At 73.7% G+C, this 26,495-nt stretch carries 24 protein-coding genes, 1 pseudogene and 2 riboswitches; of the genes and pseudogenes, 12 read left to right on the forward strand and 13 right to left on the reverse strand.

The features are described 5' to 3' along the window. Window position 1: 1 nt before the first annotated feature. The 3 genes from ACFVTF_RS07545 to ACFVTF_RS07555 form a co-directional block, all read right to left on the reverse strand. Window positions 2–481 (reverse strand): flagellar hook-length control protein FliK, encoded by a 480-nt coding sequence (locus ACFVTF_RS07545; protein WP_331744207.1) that lies wholly within the window; start codon window positions 479–481, stop codon window positions 2–4. Between the two features lie 19 nt (window positions 482–500). Beyond that, window positions 501–1,583, reverse strand: a complete 1,083-nt coding sequence (locus tag ACFVTF_RS07550) for a peptidase (protein WP_387810421.1) — start codon at window positions 1,581–1,583, stop codon at window positions 501–503. A gap of 99 nt (window positions 1,584–1,682) precedes the next feature. After that, a riboswitch (cobalamin riboswitch) is annotated at window positions 1,683–1,823 on the reverse strand. A gap of 86 nt (window positions 1,824–1,909) precedes the next feature. Then, window positions 1,910–2,269, reverse strand: a complete 360-nt coding sequence (locus tag ACFVTF_RS07555; RefSeq protein WP_387810424.1) for a winged helix-turn-helix transcriptional regulator — start codon at window positions 2,267–2,269, stop codon at window positions 1,910–1,912. 112 nt (window positions 2,270–2,381) lie between these two features. Here ACFVTF_RS07555 and ACFVTF_RS07560 point away from each other — a divergent pair, with 112 nt between their 5' ends. The 3 genes from ACFVTF_RS07560 to cobF all read left to right on the forward strand — a co-directional run bounded on the left by ACFVTF_RS07560 (window position 2,382) and on the right by cobF (window position 4,963). Continuing rightward, the gene (locus ACFVTF_RS07560; protein ID WP_387810427.1) at window positions 2,382–3,206 is read left to right on the forward strand and encodes a polysaccharide deacetylase family protein; all 825 of its coding nucleotides are present in this window, start codon (window positions 2,382–2,384) and stop codon (window positions 3,204–3,206) included. Further along, a complete protein-coding gene (locus tag ACFVTF_RS07565; protein ID WP_387810430.1) occupies window positions 3,203–4,129 on the forward strand; it encodes an NmrA family NAD(P)-binding protein in 927 nt (308 codons plus the stop codon). The genes ACFVTF_RS07560 and ACFVTF_RS07565 overlap by 4 nt, the downstream gene beginning before the upstream one ends. Before the next feature lie 66 nt (window positions 4,130–4,195). Beyond that, window positions 4,196–4,963, forward strand: a complete 768-nt coding sequence (gene cobF / locus ACFVTF_RS07570; protein ID WP_387810433.1) for a precorrin-6A synthase (deacetylating) — start codon at window positions 4,196–4,198, stop codon at window positions 4,961–4,963. Window positions 4,964–5,009: 46 nt separating this feature from the next. On the opposite strand, the gene ACFVTF_RS07575 is transcribed toward cobF, so the two are convergent. The 5 genes from ACFVTF_RS07575 to ACFVTF_RS07595 all read right to left on the reverse strand — a co-directional run bounded on the left by ACFVTF_RS07575 (window position 5,010) and on the right by ACFVTF_RS07595 (window position 10,434). Then, on the reverse strand, window positions 5,010–5,786 hold the full coding sequence (locus ACFVTF_RS07575) for an enoyl-CoA hydratase (RefSeq protein ID WP_387810436.1): 777 nt from the start codon (window positions 5,784–5,786) through the stop codon (window positions 5,010–5,012). Continuing rightward, window positions 5,783–6,625, reverse strand: a complete 843-nt coding sequence (gene mmsB, locus ACFVTF_RS07580; RefSeq protein ID WP_387810439.1) for a 3-hydroxyisobutyrate dehydrogenase — start codon at window positions 6,623–6,625, stop codon at window positions 5,783–5,785. Before mmsB ends, ACFVTF_RS07575 begins: the two co-directional genes overlap by 4 nt. An 89-nt stretch (window positions 6,626–6,714) precedes the next feature. Further along, window positions 6,715–7,788 (reverse strand): enoyl-CoA hydratase/isomerase family protein, encoded by a 1,074-nt coding sequence (locus ACFVTF_RS07585; RefSeq protein ID WP_387810442.1) that lies wholly within the window; start codon window positions 7,786–7,788, stop codon window positions 6,715–6,717. Further along, the gene (locus ACFVTF_RS07590) at window positions 7,788–8,927 is read right to left on the reverse strand and encodes an acyl-CoA dehydrogenase family protein (RefSeq protein ID WP_387810445.1); all 1,140 of its coding nucleotides are present in this window, start codon (window positions 8,925–8,927) and stop codon (window positions 7,788–7,790) included. The genes ACFVTF_RS07585 and ACFVTF_RS07590 overlap by 1 nt, the downstream gene beginning before the upstream one ends. Before the next feature lie 7 nt (window positions 8,928–8,934). Then, complete coding sequence (locus ACFVTF_RS07595; RefSeq protein ID WP_387810447.1) at window positions 8,935–10,434, reverse strand: CoA-acylating methylmalonate-semialdehyde dehydrogenase; 1,500 nt, start codon at window positions 10,432–10,434, stop codon at window positions 8,935–8,937. A gap of 215 nt (window positions 10,435–10,649) precedes the next feature. Next, window positions 10,650–10,841, reverse strand: a riboswitch (cobalamin riboswitch). 250 nt (window positions 10,842–11,091) lie between these two features. Here ACFVTF_RS07595 and ACFVTF_RS07600 point away from each other — a divergent pair. The 3 genes and pseudogenes from ACFVTF_RS07600 to ACFVTF_RS07610 all read left to right on the forward strand — a co-directional run. Beyond that, window positions 11,092–11,454 (forward strand): annotated as a pseudogene (locus ACFVTF_RS07600) (BlaI/MecI/CopY family transcriptional regulator); the annotation flags it as partial. 128 nt (window positions 11,455–11,582) lie between these two features. Then, window positions 11,583–12,530, forward strand: a complete 948-nt coding sequence (locus ACFVTF_RS07605) for a M56 family metallopeptidase (RefSeq protein ID WP_387810450.1) — start codon at window positions 11,583–11,585, stop codon at window positions 12,528–12,530. Window positions 12,531–12,741: 211 nt separating this feature from the next. Beyond that, entirely contained in the window at window positions 12,742–13,272 is a 531-nt protein-coding gene (locus ACFVTF_RS07610; protein WP_387810453.1) for a MarR family winged helix-turn-helix transcriptional regulator, read from the forward strand. A gap of 3 nt (window positions 13,273–13,275) precedes the next feature. On the opposite strand, the gene ACFVTF_RS07615 is transcribed toward ACFVTF_RS07610, so the two are convergent. Genes ACFVTF_RS07615 through ACFVTF_RS07630 form a run of 4 tightly spaced genes read right to left on the reverse strand, consistent with a single transcriptional unit; the run spans window position 13,276 to window position 18,141 of the window. Then, window positions 13,276–14,745, reverse strand: a complete 1,470-nt coding sequence (locus ACFVTF_RS07615) for an ABC transporter ATP-binding protein (RefSeq protein WP_387810456.1) — start codon at window positions 14,743–14,745, stop codon at window positions 13,276–13,278. Further along, complete coding sequence (locus ACFVTF_RS07620; protein WP_387810458.1) at window positions 14,742–15,593, reverse strand: ABC transporter permease; 852 nt, start codon at window positions 15,591–15,593, stop codon at window positions 14,742–14,744. Before ACFVTF_RS07620 ends, ACFVTF_RS07615 begins: the two co-directional genes overlap by 4 nt. Then, the gene (locus tag ACFVTF_RS07625; RefSeq protein WP_387810461.1) at window positions 15,590–16,588 is read right to left on the reverse strand and encodes an ABC transporter permease; all 999 of its coding nucleotides are present in this window, start codon (window positions 16,586–16,588) and stop codon (window positions 15,590–15,592) included. The genes ACFVTF_RS07620 and ACFVTF_RS07625 overlap by 4 nt, the downstream gene beginning before the upstream one ends. Beyond that, on the reverse strand, window positions 16,585–18,141 hold the full coding sequence (locus ACFVTF_RS07630; RefSeq protein ID WP_387810464.1) for an ABC transporter substrate-binding protein: 1,557 nt from the start codon (window positions 18,139–18,141) through the stop codon (window positions 16,585–16,587). The genes ACFVTF_RS07625 and ACFVTF_RS07630 overlap by 4 nt, the downstream gene beginning before the upstream one ends. Window positions 18,142–18,524: 383 nt before the next feature. Here ACFVTF_RS07630 and ACFVTF_RS07635 point away from each other — a divergent pair, with 383 nt between their 5' ends. The 6 genes from ACFVTF_RS07635 (at window position 18,525) to ACFVTF_RS07660 (ending at window position 25,718) form a co-directional block, all read left to right on the forward strand. Further along, on the forward strand, window positions 18,525–19,505 hold the full coding sequence (locus tag ACFVTF_RS07635; protein ID WP_387810467.1) for a TauD/TfdA family dioxygenase: 981 nt from the start codon (window positions 18,525–18,527) through the stop codon (window positions 19,503–19,505). Window positions 19,506–19,581: 76 nt separating this feature from the next. Beyond that, on the forward strand, window positions 19,582–20,571 hold the full coding sequence (locus tag ACFVTF_RS07640; RefSeq protein WP_387810470.1) for an ornithine cyclodeaminase family protein: 990 nt from the start codon (window positions 19,582–19,584) through the stop codon (window positions 20,569–20,571). Continuing rightward, a complete protein-coding gene (locus tag ACFVTF_RS07645; RefSeq protein ID WP_387810473.1) occupies window positions 20,562–21,905 on the forward strand; it encodes a Y4yA family PLP-dependent enzyme in 1,344 nt (447 codons plus the stop codon). Before ACFVTF_RS07640 ends, ACFVTF_RS07645 begins: the two co-directional genes overlap by 10 nt. A gap of 38 nt (window positions 21,906–21,943) precedes the next feature. Then, a complete protein-coding gene (locus tag ACFVTF_RS07650; protein ID WP_387810476.1) occupies window positions 21,944–22,975 on the forward strand; it encodes a cysteine synthase family protein in 1,032 nt (343 codons plus the stop codon). Window positions 22,976–23,013: 38 nt separating this feature from the next. Beyond that, entirely contained in the window at window positions 23,014–24,492 is a 1,479-nt protein-coding gene (locus ACFVTF_RS07655; RefSeq protein ID WP_387810775.1) for an MATE family efflux transporter, read from the forward strand. A gap of 284 nt (window positions 24,493–24,776) precedes the next feature. Continuing rightward, entirely contained in the window at window positions 24,777–25,718 is a 942-nt protein-coding gene (locus ACFVTF_RS07660; RefSeq protein ID WP_387810479.1) for a nitrilase-related carbon-nitrogen hydrolase, read from the forward strand. Window positions 25,719–25,833: 115 nt separating this feature from the next. On the opposite strand, the gene ACFVTF_RS07665 is transcribed toward ACFVTF_RS07660, so the two are convergent. Further along, complete coding sequence (locus ACFVTF_RS07665) at window positions 25,834–26,235, reverse strand: hypothetical protein (RefSeq protein WP_387810482.1); 402 nt, start codon at window positions 26,233–26,235, stop codon at window positions 25,834–25,836. Between the last annotated feature and the right edge of the window lie 260 nt (window positions 26,236–26,495).

Raw genomic sequence — 26,495 nt, forward strand, 5'->3', positions numbered from 1 at the left:
GTCAGGGCGCGGTGACGCCCGGCTGGGCGCCGGCGCCGAAGGACCAGCCCTCGACGTCGCCGGGTGCCGGGTTGTAGCTGCCCGCGCCCAGGTTGCTGTACGACCAGGGGCCGCCGTGCTGGGCGTGCCAGTACGACCAGTAGGCGCTGCCGGTGGGGTTGGTGCAGGTCGTCGGCAGGGCGTTGATGGTGCAGACGAAGCCCGGGTAGCGCGGGTGGAAGGTGTACGCGAACCCGGCGCCGGTCAGCGCGGCCAGGCCGCTGGCCGGGTCGCCGGGTGCGCAGCCGGTCTGGATGCCGCCGCCGACGGCGGTGAAGTCGACCACGACGGTGACACCGGTGGTGCCGTCGCAGGCGGCGGCCTGCGCCTTCGGGGCCTGGACGGCGGAGACGCCGAGCAGGCCGGCGGTGAGGGCAGCGGCGGCGGCGATCGAGCCGAGGGTGCGGCGGGCCGGGCGCGCGGGCGCCGGGGTGTCGGTCATCGGAGCTCTCCTCGCGGGGTCAGCGGGTGGTCGCCGGGCAGGCCGGCACGGGCGCGTCCGGGCGGGCACCGGCGGCGGAGAGGGTGGCCAGCGGGGTGCCGGCCAGGCCGAGGACGGCCTGCGCGGTGGCCCGGGCGCCGGTGGCCGGGTTGAAGCCGGTCGCGTCGTAGGCGACCGCCCCGCGCACCGCCGGGTCGGTGGCGCAGCCCTGCTGGAGCTTGACCAGGCTGCTCCAGCCCTTGAGGCCGGCCACGAAGCGTCCGCCGGCCAGCAGCGCCTGCGTGGCGAGGCCGGTGGTGTTGGCGTTGGACGCGGCGGCCCCGGCGGCCGAGAAGCCGCCGTCGGCGTTCTGGTGGGCGGTCAGCCAGCCGAGCCCGGCCTCGGCCTTGGCGGTGCGGCCGGTGGCGGCGAGGGCCTGGGCGGCGAGCGCGGTGGCGTCCGGGTCGCTGGTGCAGGCGGCCTGGCCGAAGGCGATCGGGTAACCGCCGTCCGCGCACTGGCTGTTGGCGAGGAAGTCGACGGCCGCGGCCGGGGCGCCACCGGTCGTGCGGTGCAGGGCGATCAGGGCCAGGGACTGGCCGAAGGCGTTGCTGTAGTCGCCCCACTGCGAGCGGTCGGAGAACCGGCCCTCGGCGGTCTGGAGCGAGCGCAGCCGGGCCGGCAGGTCGACGCCGCCGAAGGCCGTCTGGTTCCCGCCGCGCACCTCGACGGCGAGCAGCAGCTTGGCGGTCGCCCCGGCGTAGGCCTCGGTGGTGCCGTCTCCGAGGTAGCCGCTGATGATCTCGGGCTTGGCCAGCCAGACGGTGGCCTTCGCGGCGGCCTGGTCGGAGCTGCGCGAGGCGGCGAAGGCCAGTACGGCATCGATGGTCAGGCCCTGGTCGGGGTAGGCCGTCCCGTTGAAGACGGACTCGAAGTGGTCGCCGTCGACGAGCTGACGGGCCAGCCAGCCGCCCGCGGCGGCGTCGGGGCGGATCGTCGAGGACGAGGTCGCGGCGGTCGCGGCGGCAGGCGCGGCGTGGGCGGCAGCGGCCGCCGGGAGGACGGTGGCGAGGGCGAGCGCGGGTATCGCGAGGAGGCGCAGGGGGCGTCGGAACGAGGACACGGTGGGCCTTTCCGGGCCCGCACGCAGGGGCCCGGAGGACGGCGGCGACAAGCCGGGCAGCCCTCGGAGCTCCGGCCCGCAGACCACGACGGGAGGAGGGGACGACACACCTCCGCCGCCGGGTACTCGGGCTCGCCACCGACGTGGAGTCGGCGGCCTACCGTTGCGGGTCAGCGCCGGATTCGGACCGGACTTCCCCCAGCGGCGGAGTCACAACATGACGGCTCATCATGGCGATACGGAAAAGATCCGGTCAAGGGTTCGCGCGTCACATCACGGTGGTCCGCACCCGGCTTCGCGACGCGCTCCTCCTGACCGAGACACCGTCAGTGCGACCGGCCCGCTTGGGACTCCTGGAATTCCAGCACGGCCGCGCCGTGCTCGTGAGCCCACTGAGTCAGCACGGCGATCGGCTTCACCAGCGTCCGGCCCAGGTCCGTCAGCGCGTACTCGACCTTCCCGGTCCCGGCGTGGCGGTCGATCAGGCCGTACCCCTGCAACCGGCGCAGCGTCTGGGTCAGCACCTTCCGCGAGATTCCGCCGATCAGGTCGACCAGCTGGCCGTGTCTGCACGGTTCCCGGCTCAACGCGAACAGCACGGCCACCGCCCACTTGTCGGCGATGATCTCGATCGCCAGCCGAGCCGGGCAGTCGGCGAGGAAGACACTGCCGGAGTACTCACGCATGACCCGACGGTAGCCCGCCGCCAGGAACCCGGAGGTACCTACCGCCTCACTAGCGTCCACTGCGGAAGCCGTCGAGCCGTCGATCAGGGGAACAGGGGAACAGGGGAACCGTATGAGGGCAGAGACCGAATGGCCGGGCGGGCGGAAGGTCGTCGCGCTGGTCACCGTCGCGCTGGAGCTGTGGTCACCAGGGCACTGGCCCGCCTACGCGCCGATGGCCGCGGCGTGGCCGCTGTCCGGCATCGACGACACGCACAGCACCTCCTGGGCGGACTACGGCGTCACCACCGGCATCCGGCGGCTGCTCGACGTCCTGGGTGACCTGCCTGCCACCGTCGGCGTCAGTGGACTGGTGGCCGAGCGGCACCCCGAGACCGTCGAGGCCGTGCACGAGGCGGGTCACGAGATCGCCGCACACTCCTGGGCCCAGGACGTGGTGCCCGCGCTGCTCGACGTCGATGCCGAGCGGGCCAACGTCCGTCGCTGCACCGAAATCCTTCACCGGGTCACCGGTGTTCGCCCGACGGGGTGGATGAGCCCGCGCGCCACCGGTTCGCGGCACACGGTCGACCTGCTCGCCGAGGCCGGCTACCGCTGGACCGGCGACCACGGCGACCACGACCTCCCGCAGGTCCTGTCCACCGTTCACGGTCCTCTGGTCTCCCTCATGCACAGCGACCACTCCGACGTCCGCGACGCCGCGGCCGGCCCGTACGCCTACCGCGACCTTCACCGTGAGCTGCTGAACCAGCTGCTCGCCGCCCCCGGCCCGGGCGTCTTCCACCTGACCATCCACGCCCACGTCGGAGGCCGACCGCTCCTCGCGGGCATGGTCGGCCAGATCCTCGACCACATCCGCGAGTCCGGCGACGTCTGGGTCGCCACCCACGCCCAGCTGGCCGAACACGTCCTGACACACCAGGGAGGAACCCCATGACCCACGTCCTCGTCATCGGCGGCACCGGGGCCATGGGCAGCCACGTGGTCCGCCGCCTGCTGGCCACCACCGACGCCACCGTCACCGTCCCCACCCGCCACCCGGAGTCCGCCCGCGCCACCGGACTCGCCGCCACCGCGCCCGACCGCGTGCGACTGGTCCGCTCCGACCCGGCGGCGCTCGAGGTCCTGATCGGGCAGGCGGACCACGTGTTCGCCAACACCGACTTCTTCGCGACGGGCAGCGCGGTGGGTGAGTACCGGCAGGGGCTGCACTTGCTGGCCGCCGCCGAGCGGGCCGGCGTGGAGCGCTTCATCTGGTCCTCGTTGGACAGCGCGGTGTCCCTGACCGGCCACCCCGTCCCGCATTTCGACAGCAAGGCCGCCGTCGCCGCCCACATCGGCCTGATGCGGTCGGAGGAGATGCTCCGCGAGGAGACCGACGGCTGGTACACGGACCACGTCTCGGTGCTGACCACGGCGCCGTACTTCGAGAACCTGCGGGACCGGCTCTCCCCCCGGCCGGACGGCAGGGGCGGCCTGGTCTTCAGGCTCCCCCTCGGCGCCGCCCACTACCCGCTCGTCGCCCTCGACGACATCGCCTGGTTCGCCTGCCACATGTTCGACAACTGGCAGTCCTGGGGCGCCCGCGACCTCGCGGTGATCGGCGACAGCCTCACCGGCGACGAGATCGCCGCCACCTTCGCCCAGGTCACGGGCACCCCCAGCACCTACGTCCCGATGCCGCACGACGACCTGCGCACCGCCGCCCCCGGCTTCAGCCACGACTACGCGGCGATGTTCCGGTTCTTCGCCGACCGTGACCTCTACGCCCGAGACCGGGACATCGACCTCCTGCGCCGCCTGCACCCCGACGTGATGACCTTCGAGGACTGGCTGCACCACACCGGATGGACGGGATGACCATCGCGACGCGCCCCTCCCGGCTGCCAGCGTGATCAGGGCGTCCCGGACGGCAGAATTCCTCCCATGCGGAACAAGCGGAGCATTCTCGTCATCGGCATCGGCGCGGGCGACCCCGACCACCTCACTCTGCAGGCGGTCAAGGCACTCGCCCGCACGGATGTCTTCTTCATCCTCGGCAAGAACGAGGAACGGCAGGACCTGATCCAGCTACGGCACCGGATGCTGACCGAGCACGGGCGGCCCGGGCACCGCGTGGTGGAGGTGCCGGACGCGGAGCGGGACCGGACCACCCCCGCGTACGCGGCCGCCGTGGACGACTGGCGCGTCCGCCGTTCCGATCTGGTCGAGCGGTTGGCCGTCGAGCACCTCGGTGAGGGCGAGACGGGCGCGTTCCTGGTGTGGGGGGATCCGAGCCTCTACGACAGCGTCATCGCCGTGGTGGAGGACGTACGGGCCCGCAGCGCCGTCGCGTTCGACTACGAGGTGATCCCGGGCATCAGCAGCGTCTCCGCACTCGCCGCCCGCCACCGCACCACGCTGACCCGGGTGGGCCGCCCCGTGCAGATCACCACCGGCCGCCGGCTGGCCGAGGGCTTCCCCGAGGGTGTGGACGACGTCGTGGTGATGCTCGACGGCCGCGCCGCCTTCGCCGGGATCGACCCCGAGGGGCTGGAGATCCACTACGGCGCCTACCTCGGCACCCCCGACGAGATCCTCGTCGCCGGCCCGCTCGCCGAAGTCGCCCCGCGGATCCGCGAGCTGCGCGAGTCGGCCCGCGAGCGCAAGGGCTGGATCATGGACACCTACCTGCTGCGACGCTCCGGGAGCTGACCGGCGTGCGCCGCCCCGGACGAGGGGCGGCGCACCGGGCGGACTGTCAGCGGTTGCGGAACTCCGGCGGGCGCTTCTCGGCGAACGCCGCCATGCCCTCCTTCTGGTCCGCCGTCGCGAACGTCGCGTGGAACAGACGCCGTTCGAAGCGGACGCCCTCGGCGAGCGTGGTCTCGTACGAGCGGTTGACGCTCTCCTTGAGCATGACCGCCGCCGGGGTGGACATCGCCGCGATCGTCCCGGCCACCGCCAGGGCCTCGGCCAGCAGTTGGTCCGCCGGGACGATCCGGGAGACCAGGCCGGCCCGCTCGGCCTCCTCGGCGCCCATCATCCGGCCGGTCAGGCAGAGTTCCATCGCCTTCGCCTTGCCGACCGCCCGGGTCAGCCGCTGCGAGCCGCCGATGCCCGGGATCACGCCGAGCTTGATCTCCGGCTGCCCGAACTTCGCGGTGTCCGCCGCCAGGAGGACGTCGCACAGCATCGCCAGCTCGCAGCCGCCGCCCAGCGCGTAGCCCGCCACCGCCGCGACCACGGGCTTGCGCAGCGCGGCGAAGCGGTCCCAGGCGGCGAACCAGTCGCCGAGGTAGGCGTCGACGAAGTCGAGCGACTGCATCTCCTTGATGTCGGCGCCGGCCGCGAAGGCCTTCTCCGAGCCGGTGATCACCAGCGCGCCGATCTCCTGGTCACGGTCGAACTCGGTTGCCGCCTGCACGACTTCGTTCATCAGCAGGGTGTTGAGCGCGTTGAGCGCCTTGGGCCGGTCGAGCGTGATCAGCCCCACCCGGCCCTTGCGCTCGACCAGGATCGTCTCGTAGCCGGTCACTTGCCGTCCTCCCTCAGGGTGGTGATGATCGCCGAGAAGTCCAGGCCGGCGCCACCGTCGGCCTGCGCGAAGTCCGCGTACAGCTGTGCCGCCCTGCGTCCGAGGTCCGTGGGCAGGCCCGCGGCGTCGGCGGCCCCGGCGGCGAGGCCGAGGTCCTTGGCCATCAGGGCGGCGGCGAACCCGGCCGCGTAGTCGCGGTTGGCCGGGCTGGTGGGCACCGGCCCGGGGACGGGGCAGTTGGTGGTGAGCGCCCAGCACTGGCCGGAGGCGGTCGAGGCGACGTCGTAGAGGGCCTGGTGGCTGAGCCCGAGGCTCTCCCCGAGCACGAAGGCCTCGCTGACCGCGATCATCGAGATGCCCAGGATCATGTTGTTGCAGATCTTCGCGGCCTGCCCCGCTCCGGGGGATCCGCAGTGCACGACCTTGCGGCCCATCGCCTCCAGCACGGGTCGGGCCGCCTCGAAGTCCGGCTCGGCGGCTCCGACCATGAAGGTGAGGCTGGCGGCCGTGGCACCGATGACCCCGCCGGAGACCGGCGCGTCCACGGCCCGGTGCCCGGCGTTCACGGCCAGGTCGTGCGCCGCCCGGGCGTCCGCGACGTCGATCGTGGAGCAGTCGACGAAGAGCGTTCCCGGGCGGGCGGCGGGGAGCAGGTCGGCGTAGGCGGCCAGCACGTGCCGGCCGGCCGGCAGCATGCTGATGACGACGTCGGCCTCCCGCACCGCCTCGGCCGCGGACGGCGCCGGACGGACGCCGCCCTGCTCCGCCCGCCGCAGCGCCTCGGGTGCCAGGTCGTAGCCGGTCACGGTGTGCCCGGCCTCGGCGAGGTTGGCGGCCATCGGGCCGCCCATGTTGCCGAGTCCGATGAATCCGATGACTGCGTTGGATCCGTTGACTGCGTTGGATCCGTTGACTCCGTTGGGGTGGGTCACCAGCGCTCCAGGGGTGTGGTGGGGGCCAGGCCGAGTTCCCGGTCGCCGAGCGGGGCGAAGTAGCGGGCCACCGCGGCCGGCCCGACGGCGCTCAGCGTCGACGGGTTCCACCGCGGGGAACGGTCCTTGTCGATGACCTGGGCGCGGATCCCCTCGGCCAGGTCCAGCGTGGAGAGCGCCGCGCAGGAGGTCCGGTACTCCTGGTCGAGGACGGCCTCCAGCGGGCCGAGGGTGCGGGCCCGGCGCAGCGCCGCCAGGGTGGCCTTCACGGCGGCGGGCGAGTTGGCGGCGATCCGGTCCGCGGCCTTCTTGGCCTCCGGTTCGCCGCTGTCCCGCAGGCGGTCGAGGATCTCCTCCACGGTGTCGGCCCCGTAGCAGTGGTCGATCCAGGCCCGCCGGCCGTCCAGCACGCCGGCCGGTACGGGCCCGACGTTCCGTTCGAGGGCGTCGTGCACGGGGAGTTCGGCCAGGTCGTCCAGCAGCGCGGGCAGCCGCTCGGCCGGGGCGAAGTGGTCGGCGAGGCCGCAGAGCAGCGCGTCACCGGCGTCGACGGAACCGGCGGTCAGGGCCAGGTGGGTGCCCAACTCGCCGGGCGCGAGGGCGAGCAGGTAGGTGCCGCCGACGTCGGGGACGAAGCCGATGCCGGCCTCGGGCATGGCGACGCGCGTGGTCTCGGTGACGATCCGGACGCTGCCGTGGGCGGAGACCCCGACGCCGCCGCCCATCACGATGCCGCTCATGAGCGCGACGTAGGGCTTGGGGTAGCGGGCGATGCGGGCGTTGAGGCGGTACTCGTCGCGCCAGAACTCCTCCACCGCGCCCGGGTCCGCGCCGGTGGCGGCGCGGTGGATGGCGACGATGTCGCCGCCGGCGCAGAAGGCCCGCTCACCGGCGCCGGTGATGACCACGGTGTGGACCCGCTCGTCCTCCTCCCACGCGTCCAGGGCGTCGGAGATCCTCCGCACCATGGCGTGGGTGAGGGCGTTCAGGGCCGCGGGGCGGTTGAGGACGATCAGGCCGGCCCGGCCCTCGCGGTGGACCAGGACCTCGTCGAGGTCGTTCCCGGCCATCACGCGGCCCCGGTCAGGCCGCGGGCGACGATGACGCGCATGATCTCGTTGGTTCCTTCCAGGATCTGGTGCACCCGCAGGTCGCGGACGATCTTCTCGATGCCGTACTCGGCCAGGTAGCCGTAGCCGCCGTGCAGTTGGAGCGCCTGGTTGGCCACCTCGAAGCCGGTGTCGGTGGCGTGCCGCTTGGCCATCGCGCACAGCTGCGGCGCCCTCGGGTCCCCCCGGTCCAGGGCCGAGGCGGCCCGCCAGAGCAGCGACCTGGCGGCCTCCAGCTCCGTGGCCATGTCGGCGAGCCGGAACTGCAGTGCCTGGGCGTGCAGCAGCCGGGCGCCGAACGCCTCGCGGTCCGCCAGGTAGCCGGTGGCCCGCTCCAGGGCCTCCTGCGCTCCGCCGAGGGAGCAGGCGGCGATGCCGAGCCGGCCGCCGTTCAGCCCGTTCATGGCGATCCGGAAGCCCTCGCCCTCGGCTCCGAGGAGGCGGTCGGCCGGGAGCCGGACGCCGTCCAGCCGCACCTGGCGGGTGGGCTGGGCGTTCCAGCCCATCTTCTTCTCGTCGGGCCCGAACGAGACGCCGGGGTCGTCGCGTTCGACGACGAACGCGGACACCCCGCCGGCCCCCGGCCCGCCGGTGCGGGCCATCACCAGGTAGACCTGGGAGACGCCGGCGCCCGAGATGAACTGCTTGACGCCGTCGAGGACCCAGTGGTCCCCGTCCCGGCGGGCGCGGGTGGTCAGTGCCGCCGCGTCCGAGCCCGCGCCGGGCTCGGTGAGGCAGTAGCTGGCGGGGGTCGCCATGGCGCTGAGGCCCGGCAGCCACCGCGCGCGCTGGGCGTCGCCGCCGTAGCGGTCGATCATCCAGGCGACCATGTTGTGGATGGACAGGTAGGCGGCGATGGACGGGCAGCCGGTGGCCAGCGCCTCGAACACGAGCACGCCGTCGGCACGGCTGAGTCCGGAGCCGCCGGACTCCTCGCGTACGTAGACACCGGCCAGGCCGACGTCCGCCGCCTTGCGCAGCACGTCCACCGGGAAGTGCTTGGCCTGGTCCCACGCGACCGCGTTCGGCGCCAGGTGTTCGCGGGCGAAGGCCCGGGTGGTCGCCGCGATGGCGAGCTGGTCCTCGGTGAGGTCGTGCACGGCGTCCTCAGCCCATCGTCGGGATGGTGAAGCTCGCGCCCTCCTTGACCCCGGAGGGCCAGCGCGAGGTGACGGTGCGGGTGCGGGTGTAGAAGCGGATCGAGTCCGGCCCGTGCTGGTTGAGGTCGCCGAACCCGGAGCGCTTCCAGCCACCGAAGGTGTGGTACGCGACCGGCACGGGGATCGGCACGTTGACGCCGACCATGCCGGTGTTCACCCGGCGGGCGAAGTCCCGGGCCGTGTCGCCGTCCCGGGTGTAGATGGCCACGCCGTTGCCGAACTCGTGCTCGCTGGGCAGGCGCAGCGCCTCCTCGTAGTCGGCGGCGCGGAGCACGGTCAGGACGGGGCCGAAGATCTCCTCCCGGTAGATCCGCATGTCGGGCGTCACCCGGTCGAACAGCGAGGCGCCGAGGAAGTAGCCGCCCTCGTGGCCCTCCAGCCGGAAGTCCCGCCCGTCGACCACGAGTTCGGCGCCCTCCTCGACCCCGAGGTCCAGGTAGCCGCGGACCCGCTCCAGCGCGTCGGCGCCGACCAGCGGGCCGAAGTCCGCCGCCGGGTCGTCCGAGCGCCCGACCTTCAACGCGGCGATCCGCTCGACCAGTTTGGCCACCAGGGCGTCGGCGGTCTCCTCCCCCACGGGGACGGCCACCGAGATCGCCATGCAGCGCTCGCCGGCCGAGCCGTAGCCGGCGCCGATCAGGGCGTCCGCGGCCTGGTCGAGGTCGGCGTCCGGCATCACGATCAGGTGGTTCTTGGCGCCGCCGAAGCACTGCGCCCGCTTCCCGTGCGCGGCGGCGGTGGCGTAGACGTACTGGGCGATCGGCGTGGAGCCGACGAACCCGACCGCCTGCACCCGCGGGTCCTCCAGCAGGGTGTCCACGGCCTCCTTGCCGCCGTTGACGACGTTCAGCACGCCCGGCGGCAGCCCGGCCTCCAGGAACAGTTCGGCCAGGCGCAGCGGCACCGAGGGGTCGCGCTCCGAGGGCTTGAGGACGAAGGCGTTGCCGCAGGCGAGGGCGGGTGCGGCCTTCCAGAGCGGGATCATCGCCGGGAAGTTGAACGGCGTGATGCCGGCGACCACGCCGAGCGGCTGGCGCATCGAGTACACGTCGATGCCGGTGCCCGCGTTGTCGCTGAACTCGCCCTTCAGCAGGTGCGGGATGCCGGCGGCGAACTCCACGACCTCCAGGCCGCGTTGGATGTCGCCGTGGGCATCGGCCACGGTCTTGCCGTGCTCGGCGGACAGCAGCCGGGCCAGCTCGTCCTTCTCCTGCTCGACGAGTTGGAGGAAGCGCAGCAGGACGCGGGCCCGCCGCTGCGGGTTCCACGCGGCCCACGCGGGCTGGGCCTGCGCGGCGTCGGCGATCACCGCCTCGACCTCGGCCCGGCCCGCCAGCGGCACCCGGGCCTGCACCCGGCCGGTGTTGGGGTCGTACACGTCGCCGAAGCGACCGGAGGTGCCGGCGGTGGGCTTGCCGGCGACGAAGTGGGTCAGTTCTCGGACCATCGGGTTCCTTCTCTCGACAGGGTGGGGAGAGGAGGAGGATCGGAGGCCGCCGCCCGTCGGCGGGCACACGGTGGTGCGCCCCTCGGCACGGGCGTACGGCGGCAGCACGGAACGTCAGGGCGTGGACGCCCCGGCGGCCGTGGGCACGGGACGACCAGGAGCAGCAGTGGAGCGGGAGCAGCCCGGAGTCATGCGTGTCGTCTCCATCCTCGTGGAAAACACGGAACACCCGCGGCCGGTATCCTGACTCCCGGATCACCGCACGCCCCCAGGCCTTCCCGGCTGGCTGCCAGTGGCCTTCGTCTGCGAGGACGAACTCCCCGGTCACAGTGGCGGGACCGTGCCGGACTCACACCGGCTTCCCTGACACCGCGGACCTGTCCTCGACCATATAGTTGGACGTCCTAGTAAGTCCAGAGGCCCGCACGCGCGTTGCGCCATCGGGTTCCCGCCGCGCCGAGCACCACGCGACCGGGCGGCGCCCGCGATCAGGCACCCGGCAGCGCCGCGCCACGAGCCCGTAAAGTTAGCTGAGGCACACCTAAGCAACACAGGTCGAGCCCATCTTCGCCATACCGGCGCGGGCGGGCCTCGGCCGCCGGCCGCCGTCGGCACCGGGGGTGTGCCTGCCGGGAGTGTCGGGACAGGGAGAACGATGTGAGGGACGGTCGGGACGCCAGGCGTCCGCACGGGGAGCTGGTCGCGGACGTGCTGGCGGTGCTGTGGGCGGCCGGCGAGCCGCTGACCGCCCAGCAGGTCAAGGAGGCGCTGGACCACGGGCTGGCCCGCACCACCGTGGCGACGATCCTCACCCGCCTGCACGAGAAGGGCACCCTGGTCCGCAGCCGCCCCGCGCGGTCCTTCGCCTACGCCCCGGTGGAGGACGCCGCCGGACTGGCGGCCGGGCGCATGCGCCGGGAGTTGGAGAAGGAACCCCGGCGGGACCTCGTGCTGAAGCGGTTCGTCTCCTCCCTGTCCGAGGACGACGAGGACGTCCTGCGCAGCCTGCTCCTCGAAGCCCGAGCCGATGCCCAGGCCGGGGCCCGGACCGATGCCGGGGCCACAACCGCGACCACGACCACGACCACGACCACGACCGCGACCGCGACCGCGACGGACTCCGGCAGGCCCGAGCGCGAGGACGACGCATGGGCCTGATCCTGGCGATCGTCGCCCTGGCCCTGCTGCTCCCCTGGGCCGCGGCGCCCGCCGCACGCCGCCTGGCCCTGCTGCTCCCTCCGCGCGAGGCCTCGCTCGCACTCACGGGCGGAGCCGTCCTGCTGGCGGGCGGCACCGTCGCGGCACTCGTCGGGCTGTTCCACGTCCCGTTCCTGGCGGGCCTGGAGCACCTGCCGCTGTCCGGCGTCGTCGCCCGGTGGCCGGCCGTGGTGCCGGTGTCCTGCGCCGCCGGGGCCGCGCTGGCCGTCCAGGCCGTACGGCTGACGCTGCGCTGGCGCGGGCACCGCGTGCTCCTCGCCCGCGCCTGGGGCCTGACGGCCGATGCGACGAGCGACGGCGACCTGCTCGTGGTCGCGGGCGAGGAGGCCGAGGCCTTCGCCCTGCCAGGCCACCGGGGGCGCCCCGGCCGCGTCGTCGTCTCGACCGGCATGCTGCGCGCGCTGGGGCCGGAGGAGCGCGCGGTGCTCCTCGCCCACGAGCGCGCCCACCTGCGCGGGCGCCACCACCTGCTGTCCGCCGCCGCCGACCTCTCCGCCGCCGTGCACCCGGCGCTGGCCCGGCTGCGGGTCGACCTCGACTACCACCTGGAACGCTGGGCCGACGAGCAGGCCGCCGCCGCGGTCACCGACCGGCGCACCGCCGCGACCGCCATCGCCCGGGCGGCCCTGGCCGGATCACCGCCCGCCCGCCGGGGCGCCGGGCCCCTGCTGTCCGTGAACACCGGCCCCGTGCCCCAGCGCGTCCGGGCCCTCCTGGGCCCCGAACCCGCCCGCCCGACCGGCCGCAGGGCGCACGCCGCCGTCGCCCTGGTCGCCGCCGTCACGCTCGCGGCCCTGCTCGGCGCGGCCTTGGCCTACGGGCTGCACGAGTACGTCGAGTACGCGGCCCGGGCCCTGAGGGATCACGGCACGGTTTGACGACATCGATGTAGACCAACCGTGCGGGTCCGGGTATGGTGAGGCTCGGCTGACCCGTGCGGGCCTTGGCGCTGCCGCCCTCCGGCGATCAGCAGCCGCGTCCACTCCGGCCCGCGTCCACTCCGGCCCGCGGGCTCGGCGTCCCCGCGCGGGTGCCGCCAGCATGGCCCCGGACCGAGAACACGGCGGCCACCGGACGATGGGACCTGGTGTGTACGACGGGAGGACGGGCTCGACGAGCCCCTTCGAACAGACCGTCTACCTCCTGTCGACGGCCGGCCGGGCGGTCGACCGGCTGCTGGCCGACCGGCTCGACGCGAGGGGAATGGGCCCGGCCCATCAGGCGATGCTGTCCGCACTCGCCCAGTTGGGGCCGCACGGGCGCCGCGACCTCACCGAGCACGCCGCCGCCGCAACCGGGACCGACTCCGCCCAGGCCCTGGACGACCTCCTGTCCGCAGGCCTGGTGCACTCCATGGTCGTCCAGATCGGCGGGCGGCAGGAGGTGCTGACGATCACCCCGGCCGGGCAGGCGGCGCTGGACGTGCTGCACGACGACGCGTCCGCCGTCCAGGGCGACCTGCTCGCCTCGTTGACGAAGGGCCAGCGCGCCGAACTCAACTCCCTGCTGCGGCGGGTGTGCACGGCGGCCGCCCGCGGCGCGGGACGCCGCGCACCCTCGCGGCCGGGCCCCGGCTGGGTGCTCACCGGCGGACAGCGCCGGCGGTGGGTCGCCGAGTAGGAGTCAGCGGACGCCGGCGGGCTGCTGCGCCGCGAGCGGTGCGGGGTGGGGGCCCGCGAGCGGCAGGACGTGGTCGGCGCGGCCGGTGACGAGGGGGAGGTCGTGGCTGACGAGGACCACCGCCAGGCCCCGGCTGGTGCGCAGGTCGTCGAGGAGGTCCATGAGCGCGGCGGTGGTGTCGGTGTCGAGGGCGGAGGTGACCTCGTCGCAGAGCAGGACGTCGGGTTCGGCGGCCAGGGCGCGGGCGAGGGAGACGCGCTGGCGTTGGCCGCCGGAGAGTTCGTGGGGGTGGCGGGTCGCGTAGTGCGGGGGCAGGCCGACGGCGGTGAGCAGGTCGGCGACGCGCTCCTCGCACCGGGCGGAGGGGAGGCCGAAGTGCAGCTTCAGCGGCCGGGTGAGGGTGGCCCCGACGGTGTGGGCCGGGTTGAGGGCGCCGAGGGGGTTCTGGGGGACGAGCTGGATGCGGCGGCGCTGGTCGCGACTGCGGCGCCGGTAGGACGGGGCCAGGTGTTCGCCGTGGAGGACGACGCTGCCGGACTCGGGCCGGTGCAGGCCGGCCAGGGTGCGCAGCAGCGTGCTCTTGCCGCATCCGGACGGGCCGGTGATCCCGGTCAGCGTGCCGGGCATCAGGACGAGGTCGAGGGCGGCGAAGACGCGGTGGCGGGTGCGGACCGCGCCGAAGCCGGCGCTGAGCGCCTTCACCTCCACGACGGGCGAGGTTCCGGAGGCGGCCCGGGGACGAACCCGTGCGGCCGGCACGGCCGCAGCCGGCGCCGCAGCAGGGGCCGGGGCCGCCGCAGGGCGGTCGGGCCACAGGGCCAGGACGTCGTCGGCGCAGCGGGCGACGAAGTCGGGGTCGTGGCTGGTGAGCGCGATGGCGAGGCCGTCGGACTCGGCGATCTCGCGCAGCAGGTCGGCGATGTCGTCGCGCAGGGCCGGGTCGAGGCCGGCGGTGGGTTCGTCGAGGAGGAGGATCTCGGGCCGTCGGGCGAGGGCGCGGGCGAGGGCGACACGCCGCTGCTGACCGCCGGACAGGCCCGCGGGGCGGCGGTGTTCGAGGCGCTCGTCGGCCGGCAGGCGGACCGCGCGCAGCAGGTCGGGCACGGAGGTTCGGCGGCGGTCGGCGGCGGTCTCGGTCAGGAGGCGGTCGACGCGCATGCGCGGGTTGAGGCCGGAGCCGGGGTCCTGGCCGACGAAGGCGAGCTTGTGGCGGCGAAGGCGGCGCAGGTCCTCGGGCGGGAGGGCGAGGATGTCGTGGCCGAGGACGTCGACGGTGCCGGTGGTGACGCGGGCGCCCGGCGGGAGGGCTCCGGCGAGGGCGCGCAGGAGGGTGGTCTTGCCGGCGCCGGAGGGGCCGGTGACGGCGGTGACCCGGCCCGGGGTGAGGGTGAGGGTGGCGCCGGTGAGCAGGGGCGTGTCCGCGAGGGCGATGGACAGGCCCGTGGCGCGGGCGGCGGGGGCGGCGGTGCTCACAGCGGGGTCTCCGGGGTCGGCCGGGCGGGGGCGAGGGCTTCGGCGGCGAGGTTGACACTGATGGCGAGCAGCCCGATGGCCAGGCACGGCGCGCCGACCGCCCAGGGGTTGAGGGTGATCCCGGCGGCGTTCTCGCGGATCATCAACGCCCAGTCGGCTTCCGGGGGTTGGGGGCCGAGCTGGAGGAAGGCGGCGACCGAGACGATGTAGACGCCTTCGACGAAGCGCAGGCCGAACAGGGCGAGGAGGGTGGAGCGCAGGTTGGGCAGCACCTCGCGGACCGTCAGGTGCCACAGGCGTTCGCCGCCGACGGCCGCGGCCTCGACGTAGCCGGTGGCGGCGATGGGGGCGGCTGCCGCGGCGACGATGCGCACGGCGTAGGGGATGCCCAGGAGGGTGGCGGCGGCCGCGACGGCCAGGCGCCCGCCGGCGGGCCAGGCCAGGGCGATGAGCATGATGGCGAGGACGGAGGGCAGGAGGATCGTCAGGTCGGCGGCGCGTTCGATCCACCGGCCGAGCCGGGGCCGCAGGACGGCGAGGATGCCGAGGACGGTGGCCGCCGCCGTGACGACCAGGGCGATGGCCACGGCCGTGGCGATCAGGGGTGCGCCGCCGGTCAGCAGGCGGCTGAGGACGTCGCGGCCGAGCTGGTCACCGCCGAGCGGCGCGTCGCCGCCTGATCCGGCGTAGGGGATGGTGACGGGGGTGTCGATGGGGTGCGGGGCGAGGAGCGGCCCGGCGAGGGCGAGGAGGACGAGCAGGAGCGCCGGGACGGCGCGGACGAGCACGCGCCCGCTGCGCCGGGTGGCGGGCGCGGGGGCCGCTGCGGTCGGGGCATCGGCGGTCATCGGCGCTCCTCTCCGAGGGCGGTGGTGCGGATGAGGTCGGCCAGCAGCAGGAGCAGGCTGATGGCGGCGCCGGCCGCGGCCACGACTCCGGCGACGAGCGGGGTGTCGCGGTCGGCGATGGCCCCGGCCAGGACGGCGCCGATGCCGGGGTAGTTGAAGAGGGTCTCGACGACGACGGTGCCGCCCAGCAGCATGCCGGCGGAGGTGGCGATGCCGACGGCGATGGCGGACAGGGCGCCGGGGAGCATGTGGTGGCTGAGGACGCGTCGGCGCGCGAGGCCGTCGAGGACGGCGGCCTGGACGTGCGGCAGCGCCGCCTGGTCGGCGAGCGCGCCGCGCACGATGCGGGTGTTCCAGCCGATCTGGGGGATGGCCAGCGAGAGCACCGGCAGGACGAGCATGGTCCAGGACTCGGGGGCTCCGTCGGGGCCGGTGAGCGTGACGGCGGGCAGCCAGCCGGTCCACTGGGACAGCAGGAGCAGGAGGGCGACGGAGACGACGAACTCCGGGAGGGCGAACGCGGCGGTGGAGGCGGCGTCGATGGCGCGGTCGGTGCGTCCGCCGGGGCGCAGGGCGGCCCAACTCCCGAGCGCGAGGGCGCCGACGGTGCTCAGGGCGAGGGCGATGGTGCCCAGGAGCAGGGTGTTGGGGAAGGGGCCGGCGAGGATGTCGGTGACGTGCTGGCCGCGCGCGGTGACGCCGAGGTCGCCGGTGGGCAGGCCGGTCATCCAGTCCCAGAAGCGTTCGACCACCGGGCGGTCGAGCCCGAGGGCGCTGCGGCGGGCGGCGAGGTCGGCGGCGGTGACCCCGCGGTCGGCGGTCGCGCCGGCGGCGTCGCCCGGGAGCAGTTCGACGGCCGCGAAGACGCCGGCGAGCAGGACGACGAGCAGGGCCAGACGCCGGGCCGCCTGACGGGCGACCCGGCCCGCACCGGGGAGGATGCGGGCCGGGGCGCCCTGCGGCGCGCGGGCGCCGGCCGGCTGAAGCGTGGTCAACGCGCCAGCCAGGTCTTCTCGAGCTGGACGCGGCCGTAGCCGGGGAGCCTGGGCAGGTCGCGCACGGCGGCTCCGGCGAGGTCGATGCCGTCGGCCATGCCCCACAGCAGGTAGCCGGACTCGGCGAACTCGATCTCCTGGAGCCGGTGCAGCAGCTTGTCGCGCGCGGCGGCGTCGGCGGTGCCCATGGCCGTGCGGTAGGCCTCGTCGAACGCGGGGTCCTTGAAGCCGGACTCGTTCTGGCCGGCGTCGGAGAGCATCGTCTTGGAGGCGAAGAAGACGACCGAGTCGTTGGTGCCCCAGTACGTGGTGTAGAGCGGCGCCTTGAGCCAGGTGGCGTCCCAGAAGACCTTGGAGTCCTGCTTCACGACGTTGATCTTCACGCCGGCCTCGCGGACCTGGGTGGCGAACAGGGTCGCGGACTCGGCGAGGCCGGAGACGTCCTCGGTGGTGATCAGGTCGTAGGTCCGGGAGGTGTCGAACCCGGCGTCGGAGAGCAGTTGCTTGGCCTTGGCGAGGTCGCGCCCCCGCTGCGGTATGTCCTTGGCGAAGGCCGGGTCGCCGGTGCCGAGGATGTCGTTGGCGACGCTGCCGTAGCCGGAGAGGACCTGCTTGACCATGGCGTCGCGGTCGACCGCCAGCTTCAGGGCCTCGCGCACCCGTGCGTCGGCGAACGGGCCGTCGGCGGTGCGCATGACGACGGGCATCGCCATGTCGTTGGGGCGGCGCAGGATCTGGACGTCCTTGCGGGCCTCGGCGGTGCGGGCGGCGACGGCGCCGACGTTGGAGGCGAGGTCGATCTGCCCGGCGAGCAGGGCGTTGGCCATGGCCTGCGGGCTCTCGAACAGGCGCACCTCGACGGCGTCGAGCAGCACCTTGCCGCCGTACCAGTTGTCGTTGCGCACCAGCCGGGCGTTGCCGTCGCGGTACCAGTCGAGCTTGAACGGGCCGGTGCCGGGGGCGCCGGCTATCGCGTCGTCCTTGGTGTCCTTCTTCAGGACGAAGGTGGTCAGGCGGGTCTGCAGCGGCAGGTCCGCGTTGGGGTAGTCGGAGACCAGGACGACGGTCTTCTCGTCCTCGGCCCTGATGCCCTCGGGCTGGATGCCGGGCAGCCGGCTCTTGCCCGCCGGGGTGTTGCGCAGGCGCTGCAGCGACCAGACCACGTCGGCGGCGGTGACCGGGGTGCCGTCGTGGAACGTCGCGCCGTCGGCGATCGTGAAGCGCCAGGTCTTCAGGTCCTCCGACGGCTTCCAGGAGGCCAGCCGCGGGACGGTGTTGGCGGTGGATCCGGGAACGGCCAGCGTGTCGTAGATCAGACTGATGATCAGGTAGTCGCTCTCGTTGGCCTGCGTGCCGTGCGGGTCGCGGGTGATCGCGGAGGCCTTGCCGAGAGCGCCGACCTTGAGCGTCCCCCCGGCACGGGGCTGCGAGGACGCCGCGCCCGCGGACGCGGCGTCCTTGGATCCGCCCGCGCCACCGCCGCAGGCGGCGAGCGCGCCGGCCGCCCCGACACCGGCACCGGCCCACAGCAGCTGTCGTCTGGTGACGCCCACGTTCGTTCCTCGATTCGGGTTGAGCTCGATTTGCTTAGGCTTACCTACCCTAAGTTTGAGACGGCTCGCAAGCCGCCCGGCGGAGCGCACCGGCCCGCAGGGCGTGCGCCCCCCTGCCGCAAACAACAATCCGAGCAGCGGAGTTGACCCCGCGCGGCACGTGCGCCGCCGCCTCGAACTGAGACTACGTAAATGTAGACATCCGATCGGGTAAGGCTTGCCTTACCTCAAAGTCGTTGTTACGTTTCCTGTCGTCCGGCCGTCCGAGCCGACCCGGACCCCACGCCTCACGCGCTGCTCCCGCCCGCCGTCCCGCACCGGCGCGGTGATGCCGCGTGCCCGCAACACCTTTCTCCCCGCCCCTGCCGACGGAAGGCCCCGCCGTGCCCACCTGCCCTGCCCCGGTACGCCGTCTCGACCCCGCCGCCACCGAGGAACTGACCGCCACCGCCGCCAAGTTGCTGGACTTCCACGGCTCTGCGACCAGTCCCCACCTGCTGGCCGGCCTGCCCGTGATGTGCGCCCAGCTCAGCCCCGGACTCCGGCACGCGCTGCGGCCCGTGGACACCGCCGACGGCCTGTTCGTGCTGCGCGGACTGCACCCCGACGACGCGGAGCTGGGCCCGACACCCGGCCACTGGTCGACCGTCGGGGACGCGGGCGCGCTGTGGGACGTGGTCCTGCTGCTCGTCTCCACGCTGATGGGGACCCCGATCGCCTGGGACGGCCAGCAGGACGGCCGGTTCGTGCACAACATCGTTCCCTCGCCCGGCCACGAGAGCGAGCAGACCGGCGCCTCCAGCTCCGTCCTGCTCACCCCGCACACCGAGGACGCCTTCCACCCCGGCCGCGCCCACCTGCTCCTGCTGTGCTGCATGCGCAACCACGACAACATCGCCACCACCGCGGCCAGCATCCGCCTCACCGAACTCGCCGACGAGGACGTCGCCCGGCTCAAGCGGCCGACCGTGCCGATCCTGCCCGACGACGCCTACGAGCAGGCCCAGCAGTTCACCGGCCGACCCGCACCGGTGCCCACCCTCTACGCGGCACCCGAGGGCCTGACCATGCGCTTCGACCCCGCCTACACGCCGGTCGAGGACGCCGACGAGACCTGGCGCGCGGCCTACCGGCGCCTGGAGGACGAACTCGCCCGCGTCTCGGTGGCGGTGAGCCTGGAGCCGGGCGACGTGCTGGTCGTCGACAACGACATCGTCGTCCACGGCCGCGTCCCCTTCCGGGCGCGCTACGACGGCACCGACCGCTGGCTCAAGCGCGCCTCCGTGCGCGTCGAGGGCCGCCCCACCCGCCCGGCCGCCGAACACGACGAACACGGCTACGGCCAGGCCGCCCTGACCGCCTGACCTGCCCTCATGCCTTACTGACCTGCCGACTTGCCGACTTCCAGATGCCGCCTCACCCATCCGAAAGGGCACCCCCGTGGACCGGGACGACACCACCCTGCGCGTACTCTCCACCAGCGACCTCGCCGGCCTGGACATCAGCCTGACCGACGTCGTCGACACCGTCGAACAGGCCTACCGCACCCTGGCCGCGGGCCAGTCCGACAACCCGCGCAAACTCACCGTCAAGCCCGCCGACGGCCACTCCGTCTCCTACGCCATGCTCGGCCGCGACGGGGCGCGCAACGTCGTCGCCATCAAGACCTCGTACAAGCACGGCCTCGACAAGGGCCGCGAGGAGCAGCACTACTACACGACGCTGACCGTCTACGACGACGTCACCGGCCTACCGGTCGCCATGATGGACTGCTCGCGCATCGGCTCCCTCCGCACCCCCGCCGTCTCCGCCCTGCTGGCCCGCGAGTGCGCCTCCCCCGACGCCTCCACGGCGCTGGTGATCGGCACGGGCACCCAGGGCCGCCTCGCGCTGCCGTTCCTGCTCACCACCCTGCCCAAGCTGGAGCGGCTGCTGCTGGCCGGCACCCACCCCGACGGCATAGCCGCCGTCCGCCAGGAGCTGGAGCGCCACTTCCCCGGCCGCGAGCTGGAGTTGGCCACCGACCTGAAGCGCGCCGCGCACGACGCGGACGTCATCGTCGCCACCGCCGGCGCTCACACCTCCGCCGCCGTCGAGGCCGACTGGCTGAGGCCCGGCGCGACCGCGATCCTCGTCGGCCACGGCCTCGCCCCGTCCACACTGCACCGGGCCGACCGCGTCATCGCCACCAGCGAGGCCCAGATGCGCGTCACCGGCACCGACATGGCCGACGCCGACGGCAACCTGCCCGCCGTCGACGTGGAGCTGCCCGTCGTCATCTCCGGCGTCTCCCAGGCCCGTACCGCACCCGGCCAGCGGATCTTCGCCTACAACAGCGGCCTGGTCGTCACCGACATCGCACTGGGCCACCGCTTCGCCCAGCTCGCCGCCGACCAGGACCTCGGCACCGAGGTCGCGCTGTGGCGCTGACCCTTCCCGCCCACCCCGATCCCCTCCACGACGGGCTCGCGGCCGGAGACCTCCTGCACGACCTCTCCCACGCCTTCGGCGGACCGTTCCACTTCGTGCTGCCCGAACGCTTCGACGCCAACCTGGCTGCCTTCCGGGCCGCGCTCGACGAAGCGGAGGTCGAGGGCACGGTGTACTTCGCGAAGAAGGCCAACAAGGCCGCCGCGTTCGTCGAACGCTGCGCCCACGCGGGAGCCGGCGTGGACGTCGCCAGCCACGGCGAGCTGCGCGAAGCCCTCGGCCACGGTGTGCGCGGCGAGGACATCGTCGTCACCGGGCCCGCCAAAGCCGAGCCGCTGCTGCGCGTCGCGGCCCTCCAGGGCGCGCTGATAGCCGTCGACTCCCTCGACGAACTGAGCCGCGTCCTGCACCTGGACGTCCCCCGGCCCGTCCGCATCCTGCTGCGCCGCTTCCCGCCCACCCGGACCGGCAGCCGCTTCGGCCTCACCGACGACCAGCTCGACACCGCGCTGCGGCGCTGCGCCGCGGCGAAGGAGCGGGTCCGGATGGAGGGCTTCAGCTTCCACCTGTCCGGCTACGACGTGCAGCCCCGCACCGACCTCGCCGGAGAACTCGTCGAACTCTGCCTCAAGGCAAGGCTCCTGGGGCTGCAGGCCGACCGGATCAGCATCGGCGGCGGCTTCGCCGTCGACTACGTGCCCGCCGAGGCCTGGCACACCTTCCTCGCCGAGCAGGGGCCCGACGACTACCACGCCCGCAAGTCCTTCAGCACCAGCGACTTCTACCCCTACCACTCGCCCGTCGCCGGGGCCGACGCCCTGCGGGCCGTCCTCGCCGCCCGCCCCCACGGCACGGGTGACCCGCTGGCCCGGCGGCTGCGGGAGGCCGGCGTGATGCTGCTGCTGGAACCCGGACGCGCCCTGCTGGCCGGGGCCGGATCCTCGGTGTTCGCCGTCCAGGGCGTCAAGGACCGCCCCGGGTACGGGATCGTCACCGTCGACGGCAGCAGCCTGAGCCTTTCCGAGCAGTGGTTCAACAGCGAGTACCTGCCCGACCCCCTGCTCCTCACCCCGCACCCCGACCAGGACGCCGCGGAGTACCGGGCGTGCGTGGGCGGGGCCAGCTGCCTCGACTCCGACCTGCTCACCTGGCGCAAGATCGCCTTCCCCCGCCGCCCCCGGGTCGGCGACCTGCTCGTCTATCCCAACACCGCCGGCTACCAGATGGACTCGAACGAGTCGCCCTTCCACGACCTCCCCCTGCCGGCCAAGGTCGTCATCCACCACGAGAACGGCCGGCTGCGCTGGCGCCTCGACCGCCGCCCGGCCCTGTGACCCCACGCCACCCCGCTCCCGAGAAAGCGCTCCCTGCCATGACCGACGCCCTCCACCGCCCCCCGGTGGTCACCCGGATGACCGACCTCATCGGCTACACCCCGCTGTTCGAGCTCGCCCGCGCCGACAACGGCGCCCGCCTCCTGCTGAAGCTGGAGATGTTCAACCCCACCGGCAGCGCCAAGATCCGCATGGCCCGGCAGATGGTCCTCGACGCCGAGGAGCGCGGCCTGCTGCGCGCGGGCGGCCACATCATCGAGTCCACCTCCGGCAACACCGGCCTCGGGCTGGCCGTCGTCGCCGCCGAGCGCGGCCACCGCTTCACCGCCGTCGTCGACAACCACGCCGCCGCCGACAAGCTGCGCGGCATGAAGGCGATGGGCACCGAGCTCGTGTACGTCGACGCCGACACCGACGGCGAGGAGCTCCACACCGCCGCCCGCGAGGAACTGGCCGAGGAGATGGCCCGCGGCAAGGACAACACGTTCTTCACCGAGCAGCACAACAACCCCAGCAACGCGGTGGGCTACTTCGCGGTCGGCCGGGAGATCGCCCAGGCCCTCGACAACCGGGTCGACGTGCTGATCGGCGCAGTCGGCACCGGCGGCGGCCTGTGCGGCACCGCCCGCGAGCTCAGGAAGTACGTGCCCGGGGTCTCGGTCGTCGGTGTCGAGCCGCAGGGCTCCATCGCCTTCGGCCCGCCCGCCCACGACTACTACCAGTCCGGCACCGGTACCCCCGAAGGGGCGAGCATCGGCCTGCTCGTCGACTACGACCTCATCGACGAGGGCGTCAAGGTCGGCGACGTCGAGGCCTTCGCCACCGCCCGCGTCGTCGCCCGCCGCACCGGCCTGCTCATCGGCGGCTCCGCCGGCGGCGTCGTCCACGACGCCCTGGCCCGCCTGACGACCCTTCCGCCGGACGCCGTCATGGTCGCGTTCATCAACGACGGCGGCGAGAAGTACATGGATACCGTCTTCAACGACGACTGGATGACCGCCCGCAACCTCATCGACGAAGCTGTGGAGGCCGAGATCGACGAGTCCCTCTCCAAACTCCGCAGGCCCTGACTTCCAGAGACGTGACATTCAGAGACGTGACACCCACCATGCAGCAGCAGCTGACCACCCTGGCGCGCGACAGCCGCGCCCTCACCGCCCTCGCCGTACCGCTCGCCCTCACCCAGCTCGCCCAGGTCGCCCTCACCACCACCGACACGATCATGATGGGCGTCCTGGGCACCGAGGCGCTGGCCGCCGGCGGCCTCGCCCTGGTGATCTTCAACCAGCTCCGCACCATGGGCGTCGGGCTGGTCACCTCCGTCGGCAACCAGGTGGCAGCGGCAGCGGCCCGCGCCGAGCGCGGTGCCGAGGCGGCCGGCACCGAGAAGGCCGGAGCCGAGGAGGCCGACACCGAAGCGGACGCCGCCGCCGAACCGGCCACCGCCGCCGACCACGAGGTCCGGGGCCTGGTGCGTGCCGCGATGGCCGTCGCCACCCTCGCCGGCCTGGCCGGCGCCGTCCTGATGGTCCTCATCGGTCAGGCCGCCACCTGGCTCGGCCAGGACGCCACCGTCGCCCACCGCGCCCAGGGCATGCTCGCCGCCCTCGCCCCCGGCCTCGTGCCCTGCCTCTGGTTCCAGGCCGTCCGCCAGTTCACCGTCGGCATGCGCCGCCCCCAGGCCCTGCTGCAGATCACCCTCACCTCCGTCGCCGTCAACGCCGCCCTCAACTGGGCCTTCATCCACGGCACCTGGGGCCTGCCCCGGCTCGGCCTCACCGGCATCGGCGTCGCCACCAGCAGCGTCTACCTGCTGTCCTTCCTCGCCCTCTACGCCTCCGCCCGCCGCGACCCGCAGCTCGCCCCCCTGCTCAGCCTCGACTTCTGGCGCGCCGATCCGGCAACCGTCCGCCGCCTGCTCGGCCTGGGCACCCCCATCGCGGCCACCTACGGCTCCGAGGCCGGGTTCTTCTCCGTCACCGCCCTGCTCGCCGGCAGCTTCGGCCCGGCGGCGCTCGCCGCCCACACCGCCGTCAACCAGCTCGTCTACATCGTCTTCCAGGTCGCCGTCGGCCTCTCCCACGCGGCCTCCATCAACGTCAGCCGCGAACTCGCCCTCGGCGAGCACGCCGCCGCCCGCCGCATCAAGAACACCGCACTCGCCTGCGGCGCCGCCGTCACCGCCCTCGTCGGCATCGTCTACCTCACCGTCCCGGACCTCGTCCTGCGCCCCTACTTCGACCCGGACGCGCCCGCCGACCAGCAGGGCCTGACCATCGCGACCAGCCTCCTCGTCCTGGTGGCCGTCCTGCAGATCGTCGACTGCGCCCAGAACATCGGCGTCGGACTGCTCCGCGGCCTCGACGACACCAGGAGCGGCTTCCGCATCACCCTCATCGGCTACTGGGCCGTCGGTCTGCCCTGTGCCTGGTTCCTCGCCTACCCCCTCGGCGGCGAGATCCGCGGCCTCTGGTTCGGGCTGCTCCTCGGCCTCGCCACCACCGCCGCCCTCCTCCTGCGCCGCTACAGCCGCGCCCTCACCGCGAAGGCCGCCGCGGCGCCCGACGCCGTCGCCGCCGGGGCCTGACCCGCCCGCCGGAGGTGCCGGGGCACGACCCACCCCGCCCTCCGGCGGCACGTGCTGTTCCTTCGCGGGCCCCCACCCCTTGCCGGAACGTTCCGGCGTGGCTAGATTCTTCACCACGCCAGCAAAGCTGACTGAACTTTCAGTTACATCGCAGGGCCGCGCCAGCACCAGAGAACAGAAGGAACACCCATGACCACGTCCACCACCACCGGCCGCACGGCCGCCGGAGGCCCCGCCTCCCGCACCTGCCGGACGCCCCGCCGGCAGACGAGGACGGTCCGCCCGTGACCTCGTACGCCGTCCTCACCTCCTTCGGCTCCCCGCTCGGCTCCCCCGGCCGCACCAGGCCGGCCGAACGCGCACCGCTGCGCGTCGGGCTCGTGCAGATGCGCTGGTACGCCGACCCGGCCGAGCACGACGCCCGGCTTCGCGAGGGCGTGGCACTCGCCGCCGCGCAGGGCGCGACGATGGTGTGCCTGCCCGAGCTGACCCGCAGCCCCTACTTCTGCAACACCGACGACCCGATGGGCGAGGGCGCCGCCCGCTACCTGGAGGACGTCGAGACCGGGCCCACCACCCGCCTCGCCGCCGAACTCGCCACCGAACTCGGCATCAGCGTCCACGCCTCCCTGTACGAGCGCACCGAGGACGGCGGCCTCGGCTACAACACGGCCGTCTGCGTGGACCGCGACGGCACCCTCGTCGCCAGGACCCGGAAGAACCACATCCCGGCCTTCCCCGGCTACCGCGAGGACCTGTGCTTCCGCCCCGGCGACAGCGGGTTCCCCGTCCTGGCCCACCAGGGCGCCGCCTTCGGCTTCCCCACCTGCTGGGACGAGTGGTTCCCCGAACTCGCCCGCGCCTACGCGCTCGGCGGCGCCGAAGTCCTCGTCCACCCCACCGCCATCGGCTCCGAGGTCGACCTCCCGGACTTCGACACCCGGCCCATGTGGGAGCACGCCATCAGCGCCAACGGCCTCGCCAACGCGCTGTTCATGATCGTGCCCAACCGGATCGGGACGGAGGGCCGGTCCACCTTCTACGGCTCGTCGTTCATCTCCGACCCGTACGGCCGGATCCTGCTCCGCGCCCCGCGCGACCGGCCCGCCGTCCTCGTCGCGGACCTCGACCTCGACCAGTGCCGGGACTGGCGGGAGTTCGGCCTGCTGCGCACCCGCCGCCCCGAGCTGTACGCCCCGCTGACCGCGGCGAGCCCCGACGCCTGACCGGACGCCCCGGCGCATCCACGCCGGGGCGTCCCACCGCCACGAGTCGACGCGGCCAGGACTGCTGCCAACTACCCTTTCCAGCAGCGTAGTTGACGCGCCCGCCGCACCGACCTCAGGTGGTGGCCGTCGGAGCGGGCGAAGCCGCGCCGGTGGACGGCGGGGCCTGGCAGGGCAGGACGACCATCACACTCACACCCTGACCGGGCTTCGACACGCCCGCCGAAACGGTGTAGCCGTCGGACTCGCGGACGGCATCGAACTCCCCGGTGGGCGAGGTGGACTGAGCGTCCGAACCGGACGCCGACGAGGTGATCTTGAAGCCCTCGCCCGCCAGCTTCTCCCGCAGCCCCCGCAGCACCTCGGGACGCTGGTCGTCCGTGGCCTTCAACAGGTTCCCCGAACTGAGCTGGTACGCCTCGCCCTCATCGGCGATACCCAACCCCCGCCCCTTGCACCTGTAGTAGCCGATGAGCTTGCCCCACGGATCCCGCTCAAGGCCCGTCAGCTCGCGCACGTGGTCCTGGACCCGATCCGCCCGGGCCAACGCCTCCTCCCGGGACTCGACACGTGTGGGCTCACTCGCCGTCTCCCGCCCTCCGCCCGGCGACCCCACGGATGAGCACGAGCCGAGCACCAGGGCGCCCGACACCATCAGCACAGTCGCGCAGGCCACCCGTGCCGCCGCCCCGGCCGGCACGGCCGTCGATCTCTTCAACAAGTGCAGTACTCTCCCCCGCTAAAAAGTGTGCGTTCTGCCATCCGGATGCTACGGCA

The sequence above is a fragment of the Kitasatospora sp. NPDC057940 genome (genome assembly GCF_042887425.1).
Lineage (GTDB): Bacteria > Actinomycetota > Actinomycetes > Streptomycetales > Streptomycetaceae > Kitasatospora.